This is a genomic window from Flavobacterium sp. YO12, assembly GCF_004119495.1.
In the GTDB taxonomy this organism is placed as follows: domain Bacteria; phylum Bacteroidota; class Bacteroidia; order Flavobacteriales; family Flavobacteriaceae; genus Flavobacterium.
Genome location: NZ_NRQU01000105.1, coordinates 1 through 9,226, shown reverse-complemented (window position 1 = coordinate 9,226; position 9,226 = coordinate 1). Strand labels below are relative to the sequence as shown.

The 9,226-nt window shown below is 32.5% G+C and carries 9 protein-coding genes; 4 read left to right on the top strand and 5 right to left on the bottom strand.

Going from position 1 to position 9,226, the window contains the following annotated elements:
• Window positions 1-30: 30 nt before the first annotated feature.
• The gene (gene msrB / locus BOW55_RS20050) at window positions 31-477 is read right to left on the bottom strand and encodes a peptide-methionine (R)-S-oxide reductase MsrB (RefSeq protein WP_129026171.1); all 447 of its coding nucleotides are present in this window, start codon (window positions 475-477) and stop codon (window positions 31-33) included.
• Between the two features lie 69 nt (window positions 478-546).
• Window positions 547-1,645, bottom strand: a protein-coding gene (gene prfB / locus BOW55_RS20045; protein ID WP_129026169.1) for a peptide chain release factor 2 whose coding sequence is annotated in 2 segments (ribosomal slippage) — window positions 547-1,581 and window positions 1,583-1,645 — 1,098 coding nt in all. Because the reading frame shifts where the segments join, the coding sequence is not laid out codon by codon here.
• Between the two features lie 383 nt (window positions 1,646-2,028).
• Here prfB and BOW55_RS20040 point away from each other — a divergent pair.
• Window positions 2,029-3,048, top strand: a complete 1,020-nt coding sequence (locus tag BOW55_RS20040; protein WP_129026167.1) for a low specificity L-threonine aldolase — start codon at window positions 2,029-2,031, stop codon at window positions 3,046-3,048.
• Between the two features lie 177 nt (window positions 3,049-3,225).
• Here BOW55_RS20040 and BOW55_RS20035 read toward each other — a convergent pair whose 3' ends face one another.
• Entirely contained in the window at window positions 3,226-3,546 is a 321-nt protein-coding gene (locus BOW55_RS20035; protein ID WP_089052354.1) for a YbaB/EbfC family nucleoid-associated protein, read from the bottom strand.
• A gap of 149 nt (window positions 3,547-3,695) precedes the next feature.
• Between BOW55_RS20035 and BOW55_RS20030 the strand changes: the two genes are divergently transcribed.
• The 3 genes from BOW55_RS20030 (at window position 3,696) to BOW55_RS20020 (ending at window position 8,151) form a co-directional block, all read left to right on the top strand.
• Window positions 3,696-5,756, top strand: a complete 2,061-nt coding sequence (locus tag BOW55_RS20030; RefSeq protein WP_129026165.1) for a S9 family peptidase — start codon at window positions 3,696-3,698, stop codon at window positions 5,754-5,756.
• Window positions 5,757-5,828: 72 nt separating this feature from the next.
• Window positions 5,829-6,869, top strand: coding sequence for a PLP-dependent cysteine synthase family protein (locus tag BOW55_RS20025; protein WP_089052352.1), 1,041 nt, complete (start codon window positions 5,829-5,831; stop codon window positions 6,867-6,869).
• Between the two features lie 373 nt (window positions 6,870-7,242).
• Window positions 7,243-8,151, top strand: coding sequence for a LamG-like jellyroll fold domain-containing protein (locus BOW55_RS20020; protein WP_129026163.1), 909 nt, complete (start codon window positions 7,243-7,245; stop codon window positions 8,149-8,151).
• A gap of 115 nt (window positions 8,152-8,266) precedes the next feature.
• On the opposite strand, the gene BOW55_RS20015 is transcribed toward BOW55_RS20020, so the two are convergent.
• The gene (locus BOW55_RS20015; protein ID WP_129026161.1) at window positions 8,267-8,470 is read right to left on the bottom strand and encodes a hypothetical protein; all 204 of its coding nucleotides are present in this window, start codon (window positions 8,468-8,470) and stop codon (window positions 8,267-8,269) included.
• A gap of 356 nt (window positions 8,471-8,826) precedes the next feature.
• The coding region (locus tag BOW55_RS20915; protein WP_164975080.1) for a hypothetical protein at window positions 8,827-9,226 on the bottom strand (400 nt) is incomplete at its 5' end.

Genomic DNA, 9,226 nt, shown 5'->3' with positions numbered 1-9,226 from the left:
TCCTTTTTTGAGCAAAGGAATCGCTTTTTATTAGTCTTTAATTTTAGAGAGTGAAATTGCATTAATGCAATATCTCAAGCCGCTTGGTTGTGGTCCGTCTGGAAAAACATGTCCTAAATGTGCATCACATACATTGCATACTGCTTCAACGCGAATCATTCCGTATGACTTGTCAGCATGATAAGCAATTGCATTTTCTTTTATTGGTTGTGTAAAAGAGGGCCAGCCTGTTCCTGATTCGAATTTTTCTGAAGCATCAAAAAGCAAAGTGCCGCAGCATTTACACTCATAAATTCCAGGATCAAATAAACTGCAAAGTTCAGAACTAAAAGATCTCTCAGTTTCTTTTAAACGTGTTACTTGAAACTCTTCGGGAGTTAAAAGCTGCTTCCATTCATCTTCAGTTTTTTCAACTCTTTTTTCAGGAGCTGGATTTCCTTTATTTGTAAAATGAATTACATCTGCCCATTTTATCATAATTTTTTTCTTTAAAGTTTATTGTAAACTAAAACTAACTACTAAAGACCGAGCAAAGACCACTTTTGACTATTCCTCTTCTTTTTGTCCCATCATCATTAAAAATGCTTTCAAGAATGGGTCAATATTTCCGTTCATTACGCCATCGACGTCACTTGTTTCATAACCAGTACGAACATCTTTTACTAATTTATAAGGTTGCATTACATAATTACGTATTTGCGAACCCCATTCAATTTTCATTTTTCCGGCTTCAATATCAGCACGTTGTGCTTGTTGTTTTTTTAATTCAATTTCGTACAACTGAGAACGAAGCATTTGCATAGCACGTTGTCTGTTATCTTGCTGAGATCTTGTTTCAGAACACTGAATTTGGATTCCGGTTGGTTTGTGCACCAATTGAACTTTTGTTTCTACCTTATTTACGTTTTGTCCTCCAGCTCCACTTGAACGAGAAGTAGTAATTTCGATATCAGCAGGATTAATGTCAATTTCGATACTGTCATCAACCAGCGGATAAACATACACAGAAGCAAATGAGGTATGGCGTTTTGCATTACTGTCAAAAGGTGAAATTCTAACTAAACGATGTACACCGTTTTCTCCTTTTAAATACCCAAATGAATAATCGCCTTCAAATTCTAAAGTAACCGTTTTGATTCCGGCAACGTCACCAGCTTGAAAGTTCAGCTCTTTTATTTTATAGCCATAACTTTCTCCCCACATCATGTACATACGCATTAACATTCCTGCCCAATCACAGCTTTCAGTTCCGCCAGCTCCAGCAGTGATTTGAAGAACCGCACTTAAACTGTCACCTTCATCAGAAAGCATGTTTTTGAATTCGATGTTTTCTATATGAGATTGTGTAACGTTGTATTGTTCGTCAAGTTCGTCTGCAGAAAGTTCTCCTTCTTTATAAAAATCATACGCCAGCTGCAATTCTTCTGTAAGTGAGACAGCTTTGTCATAATCTTCAATCCATTTTTTCTTGTTTCGAAGATTTTTTACAATGTTTTCGGCTTCCTTGGGATTATTCCAGAAATCTGGAGCAAAAGTTTTTTCTTCTTCGTTTGCAATTTCGATTAGCTTGGCATCGACGTCAAAGATACCTCCTCAACGCACCAAGGCGCTCCACAATACCTTTTACTTGTTCGGCTGTTGTCATAAATTAATAAGTGTTTTTTGTTTGTTTTTTACCGCTATTACGTTTCTATAGAAAAAAATACAACGTAATTTCGTTGTACAAAAATAAGATATAGTTTTTAGAATTTATACTAAATCATCAGGGATAATATAAAGGAAATACTATTTGTCTAAAAAAGATTGATTAATACTAATTAGGAATATATATTTTTGGTTTAGTTGAAAAAGTTTTAAAAATAACAACTTATTTTTTGAATTATTAAGACATGATTTATATGTTTTTTATAAATATTACGTTAATTTGGTTCTATAGTTATGTGGCAAGTTAAAATTTATTAAAACTTGCGATCAAAAACTAACAGTAATATGTAATTTTGCTGTCCAAAAAAAAAGATATAGTTTTATATGGAAATAAATTTAATTAGCGATACCATAACTAAACCTACACAGGAGATGCTGCAGTATATGTTTAACGCTCATGTTGGCGATGATGTATACAAACAAGATCCTACGGTTATAGAATTAGAAACAAGAGTAGCTGAGTTTTTTGGTATGGAAGCTGGACTTTTTTTTCCGTCAGGAACTATGGCAAACCAAACAGCTATAAAACTGCATACACAGCCGGGTGAGCAGTTAATTGCTGATAAATATGCACACGTTTATCATTATGAAGGAGGAGGAGTTTCTTTTAACAGCGGTGTTTCCTGCTGTTTATTAGACGGTCATCGCGGTATGATAAATGCAAAACAGGTTGCGGCAGCTATAAATGATCCTGAATTTTATCACAGTCCTTTAACAAGTTTGGTTTGTGTAGAAAACACGACTAACAAGGGTGGTGGTGCTTGTTATGAATTAGAAGATTTAAGAGAAATAAAAAGAGTTTGTGATGCAAATAATTTAAAATTCCACTTAGACGGAGCCAGAATCTGGAATGCATTAGTGGCAAAAAGGCAAAATCCGAAAGAATTTGGAGCGATTTTCGACACTATATCAGTTTGTTTGTCAAAAGGATTAGGGGCGCCAATTGGTTCTGTTTTGCTTGGAAGTAAAGCTGATATTCATAGGGCGTTGAGAATCAGAAAGATATTGGGTGGTGGAATGCGTCAAGTTGGTTATTTGGCTGCTGCAGGATTATATGCTTTGGCAAATAATATCGAACGTTTGGCAGAAGATCATAGAAGAGCTAAGGAAATTGGGGCTATTTTGAGTACAAAATCATGGGTTGCTTCAGTAGAACCGGTAGAAACTAATATTTTGATTTTTTCTTTAGCAGAAGGATACAGCGATCAGCTTTTGATTGAAAAATTAAAACAGAAAAATATTATAATAAGTTCGCTTGGACATAATAAACTCCGAATTGTAACGCATTTAGATTATAAAGAGGTTATGCATAGTTATGTAGTGGAAATGCTTTCGAAGATTTAATTTTAAAGGTTCAAAGTGGCAAAGGCTCAAAGTGACAAAGGCATAGAGAATAACGTTAAACAAAAAAAAGACGCAACGCGTCTTTTTTTTTGTTTTAAAGAATTGAAGTTTTTATACATTAAGCAAAGAAAACCTCTGTTCCTCTGAACCTTTGCCACTTTGAATCTTAAAAAAAAACTATTTAAACAAATTATCCATTCCAGGAATCATTGGCATATCCATTTTTGCAACAGCATCCAATTCTCTTTCGTTTACGCTTGTTGCTTTTTCAATTGCCTTATTTAAAGTTACAATTAAGTAATCTTCAAGCTGTTCTTTGTCTTCTAATAGAGAGTCGTCTATAGAGATTGTTTTTATTTTTCTATTGGCAGTTAATGTTACTTTCAATAATCCGTCAGCGCTTTGTTCGTCAATTAAAACAGTATCTAGGCGTTTCTTTGTATCTTCAATTTTTTGTTGGGTTTCTTTAAGTTTTCCCATCATTCCCATTAAATCCATTTTTTGTTGATTTTTAAATTATTTCATACAAAATTAGTATATTGCTTTATGATTACAATAGAATATTTTATGAAAAAATTAATTCCCGTTCTATTCTGATTGTAGTATTTTTGCCTTTCCGTATTTAAAAACAAAAGCTTAATTAAATAATGCAAAACGATATATTGGCTCCAAAGGCTAAAGAAATTCCAAAAACATTAAAGAAACATAAAGAATCTAGGATAGATAATTATTTTTGGCTGAACGATCGAGAGAACCCAGAAGTCATTGATTATTTGAATAAAGAGAATGAGTTTTATCAAAAAATGACCGCTCATACAAAGGATTTACAAGAATCATTATATGAGGAAATGAAAGCGAGAATTAAAGAAGATGATTCATCGGTTCCTTATTTTTACAACGGATATTTTTATATTACAAGATTTGAAACAGGTCAGGATTATCCAATATTTGCTAGAAAAAAAGGCAGTCTTTCTGCAGATGAAGAAATTTTATTCAACTGTAATGAATTAGCAAAAGGGCATGCTTATTTCAAATTAGGAGGTTTAAGTATAAGTCCAGATAATAAATTTGTCACTTTTGGAGTTGACATTGTTGGAAGAAGAATTTACACGATTCAGATTAAAAATCTTGAAACAGGAGAAATATTATCAGATAAAATCGAGAATGCAACTGGAGGATCTGTTTGGGCAAATGATAATAAGACTATTTTTTACACCAGACAAGATGAAGTTACTTTAAGAGCCGATAAGATTTTTAGACATAAACTAAATACAGATTCAAAAAAAGATGTTTTGGTTTATGATGAAGTTGATGATACTTTTAATGTTTCGGTAAGTAAAGAAAAATCAAGAAAATATATTGTAATAAGTTCAGGAAGTACTTTAACAACTGAATATAGAATTTTAAATTCAGATAATCCTGATGGTGAATTTGAGGTTTTTCAGCCTCGTGTTCGTGGTTTGGAGTATAGCATCTCGCACTACGAAGATTTCTTTTATATCTTGACGAATAAAGATAAGGCGACTAATTTTAAATTAATGAAAACGCCTGAAAATAAAACTGGAAAGAAAAATTGGGTAGATCTTATTCCGCATCGAGAAGATGTTTTATTAGAAGATATTGAGATTTTTAAAAACTTTCTGGTTGTAGAAGAACGCTCAAACGGTTTAAATCATATCCGAATTATGCCTTGGGGTGAAGATAAAGATTATTATCTGCCATTTGGCAGTGAAACATATAATGCCTATACTACAACAAATATTGATTTTGATACAGATGTGTTGCGATACAGCTATCAATCGCTTGCTACGCCGTCGTCTGTTATTGATTTTAATATGAAAACCAAAACCAAAGAAATCTTAAAAGAACAACAGGTTTTAGGGGGTAAATTTGACAAAGAAAATTATACCGAAGAACGTGTTTGGGCAACAGCAAGAGATGGTGTAAAAGTGCCAATTTCGATGATTTATAGAAAAGGGTTGAAGAAAAACGGGAAAAATCCGTTGTTGTTATACTCTTACGGTTCTTATGGAATTACTATGGATACTTATTTTTCTTCGACAAGGCTTTCTTTGTTAGACCGCGGTTTTGTTTATGCGATTGCACATATTAGAGGAGGAGAAGACTTAGGAAGACAATGGTATGAAGATGGAAAACTGTTAAAAAAGAAAAATACCTTTACAGATTTCATCGATTGCTCTAAATTTGTAATTAACGAGAATTATACATCTCCTGAACATTTATATGCTGAAGGAGGATCTGCAGGAGGACTTTTAATGGGAGTTGTTGTTAATGAAGCTCCAGAATTATACAACGGAGTTATTGCTCAGGTGCCTTTTGTAGATGTCATTACAACAATGCTGGACAACAGTATTCCGCTTACAACCGGAGAATATGACGAATGGGGAAACCCAAATAATAAAAAGTATTATGATTATATGTTAACGTACTCACCGTATGATAATGTAAAAGCGCAAAACTATCCTAATATGTATGTATCAACAGGATTGCACGATTCTCAGGTACAATATTGGGAGCCAGCCAAATGGGTGGCTAAATTGAGAGATTTAAAAACAAATAATAATTTTTTGTTTTTAGATACCAATATGGATGCTGGACATGGTGGGGCTTCAGGACGTTTTGAGGCTTTGAGAGACTTAGCAAAGGAATTTAGTTTTTTATTAGATTTAGAAAAAATTAAAAGCTAATTAAAAATTTTTTGTTAAATTTGCAACCTATCGAGGTTATTTTAAAATACCATCTCGATTAACTATTTTTTTATGAAAGAAGAAATAAACGCTTATAATAATGTTTTAGAATTAATAGGTAATACCCCGCTTATTAAACTAAATAAAGTCACCGAAGAGTTAGAAGGAAATTTCTACGCAAAGGTAGAAGCTTTTAATCCAGGTCATTCCTCAAAAGATAGAATAGCGTTATATATTATCGAAGAAGCCGAGAAAAAGGGAATTTTATCACCAGGTGATACTATTATCGAAACTACATCAGGTAACACAGGTTTTAGTTTGGCAATGGTAAGCATTATAAAAGGTTACAATTGTATTTTGGCCGTAAGTTCAAAATCATCCAAAGATAAAATTGACATGTTGAGGAGTTTAGGTGCCAAAGTATATGTTTGCCCTGCTCACGTTTCTGCAGACGATGAAAGATCGTATTACAATGTAGCTAAACGACTTCACGAGGAAACAAAAGGATCGGTTTATATCAATCAGTATTTTAATCAATTAAATATTGATGCCCACTACAACACTACTGGCCCTGAAATTTGGGAACAAACTAAAGGAAAAATTACACACCTTATTGCTTGCAGCGGAACTGGAGGAACAATTTCTGGAACAGCAAAATTCTTAAAAGAGCAAAATCCGAATATTAGAATTTTAGGTGTTGATGCTTTTGGATCAGTATTGAAGAAATACCACGAAACAAAAGAATTTGATAATAAAGAGATTTATCCATACCGAATTGAAGGTTTAGGAAAAAATTTAATCCCATCAGCTACAGATTTTGATATCATCGATAAGTTCATGAAAGTGACCGATGAGGAGAGTGCGCACTCAGCTAGAGAAATCACTCGAAAAGAAGGTTTGTTTGTAGGTTATACTTCTGGAGCAGTAATGCAGGCTATTAAACAATATGCAGAAGAAGGAGAGTTTACAAAAGACAGTAATATTATAGCAATTTTCCCAGATCATGGTTCACGTTATATGAGTAAAGTATTTAGTGATGACTGGATGAATGAACAAGGTTTCTTTGATAGTGTTAATGAAGAAGAAGCTCAAAAAATTGAATTTGTAAAGTAGGTTAGACTGCTTTTTTTAGATACTAGAACTCCATTCGTATTTGCGAATGGAGTTTTTTTATGGAACTATTTTTAGTTGATAGTACGATTGCGTGTAATTTTTGGTTTTTAAAATTATGAATGTGTTTGTTTTAAGTGAGAATACCGTATTTATACGTAAGAAAATTTTAGTTTAATTATGAGATGTTTAAAATTTTAATATAATAGTATGTGGTATAAGTAATTCTAATTGTTGGCTAAAAATCATCAGTTTTGGTTATTTGAACGATTATTTAGGTTAGTTGTCGGATAAATTTCAGCTCAAAAACATAATAATCTAGTTTAGCAGTGTTAAAATGACACAATGTTTTTTTTAATCCCTAAATCTACATATCATGAAAAAATTACTACTCTCATTTTTGTTTGTAAGTTATTTGAATGCGACTGCTCAGAACCCAATTCAGGAGTTTAGTTTCAATGGGACTTTAAATAATACAGCAAATACGACTTCTTTTATCGGAACAAATAATTTTGTTGCTGATAGAGCAGGAGTTACTGCAAGTGCACAAAGACTAAATGGCAGGGCTATGGAAGCTGTTATTGATAATCTGCCAATGGCAAATAATGCAAGAACAGTAAGTATTTGGGTTAAGTTTAATGATATTACTGCGGCAAATTATATTTGGGGTTACGGTACAGCTTACAATGCGCAGTATTGCGGATTATTACAGCAAGGTACCTCATCGTCAAATTCAGATTTAAGTTTAGCAGGCTGGGGTGCTACTAACGATGTTATTGTTTCAACCACTTTAAGCAAAGACACATGGTATCAATATACTATTACGTATGATGGTACAGTTTCTAAAATTTATAGAAACGGAGAATTGTTGAAATCGTTAAGCGGTATAACACGTTCAACGAAAGGAAATATTTTTAGATTAGGAGAAGTAAATACGACAGTTGGAATTAACGCTGATATCGACGATTTAAAGATCTATGATACAGCTTTGACAGATCAACAGGTTACAGAGCTTTATAATAGCTCTAAGGCAGTCGTTACTATAGCAGCAGCGGCGGTAACAAAGCCGGCAGTTTTAAAGTCTAAAGTAAATACAAAATCTGCAGCATCAGGTTCTATAATAACGAACAGTGATGTAAATGCAGGAACAAAAAATATTGAAGTGTTTTCGCAAGGACAGAAGGTGTTGGGTAATACCAGTTCACTGAATGTTAATGATCTTCCTGAAGGAACTTATCTGCTGAAAATTACAAATTCACCAGCCAAGAAAATTACTTCAAAATAAAGCATTACGTTATTTTATAATAGTTAGTTAGTTTTTTATATTTTTAGTAGCACTCAGGTTTTGGAATAGTAAAAAAGCCTTCTGAATTTCAGAAGGCTTTTTGCTTTGTACAGTATTAATGCTTTTTTTGCTGTCCTGGAGCATAAGCTTTTGCACTTTTATCTCCATTCATTTTCTTTGCTTGTCCTGGTGGTATTTTTTTACCTGATGTTGCAGGTGTATACGTGTGAGTATGTGTTGAGCAGCTTATAGCGCTGATGATTACAAATAAAATAACCATTACGATTATAATATATTTAGTGTATTTTGATGTTTGCATTTTTTGTCTATCTGAGAATGGGGAATAAATATAAATTCTACTTTATTTCATTATCGTTATAACAAAAGTAGAATAGTGAAAGTTTTTTTTAGCTTATAACGCTAATTACTATAAATAATATAACTAAAATTATTACAGCAAATTTTGTGTATTTTGAGTTTTGCATTGTTCTTTATTTTTAAATTAATTTCGTGTTGAGAAAAACAAATATAATAGTTTTTTGATTATGAGTTTCTTTTAGATATTTTAGGATACCTGTATAACGTAGAATTATCAATATTATCGCAATGGGAATAGATGTAATTAATAAAGACTTAATAATTCTAACGTCTTTATCATTGTATTTAAACATAGAATTAGGGCTTGCGTGTGTTTTCTCTTCGTCTTATTTTTAAATAACAAAATAGTGCTGGGAGTATTGCAATCATAAATAATGGAGTTGCCCAATATTGACGCATTTCATATGAAAATGGACTATTGATTATATTATTCTCTCTTCTATAAATTATTTTATCCTTTACCGTTTTAATTCTCCAAATCGGAATCTGGCTTGTGTTTAAACTTCCACTTTCAATAATATTTATCGGTATTGAGATTCCGCTTTTTAGTTTATCAGATTTGCAATATCCATAAAATATCCACGAAGTTTTATTGCTGCCGCTATTTGAAGGAGGTATTTTTTTATTTACTACCAGTATGTCTTTAGAGTAATTTTTCTCGGGATTCAATGATGCATAGAATACTTTAGTTTTTGAG

Bases quoted from the DNA above. Each gene is read 5' to 3' on its own strand.
- BOW55_RS20020 (WP_129026163.1), top strand. From the start codon at position 7,243: ATGAAAAAATTACTACTCTCATTTTTGTTTGTAAGTTATTTGAATGCG.
- BOW55_RS20035 (WP_089052354.1), bottom strand. From the start codon at position 3,546: ATGGATTTAATGGGAATGATGGGAAAACTTAAAGAAACCCAACAAAAA.
- BOW55_RS20040 (WP_129026167.1), top strand. From the start codon at position 2,029: ATGGAAATAAATTTAATTAGCGATACCATAACTAAACCTACACAGGAG.
- BOW55_RS20030 (WP_129026165.1), top strand. From the start codon at position 3,696: ATGCAAAACGATATATTGGCTCCAAAGGCTAAAGAAATTCCAAAAACA.
- BOW55_RS20025 (WP_089052352.1), top strand. From the start codon at position 5,829: ATGAAAGAAGAAATAAACGCTTATAATAATGTTTTAGAATTAATAGGT.
- BOW55_RS20015 (WP_129026161.1), bottom strand. From the start codon at position 8,470: ATGCAAACATCAAAATACACTAAATATATTATAATCGTAATGGTTATT.
- msrB (WP_129026171.1), bottom strand. From the start codon at position 477: ATGATAAAATGGGCAGATGTAATTCATTTTACAAATAAAGGAAATCCA.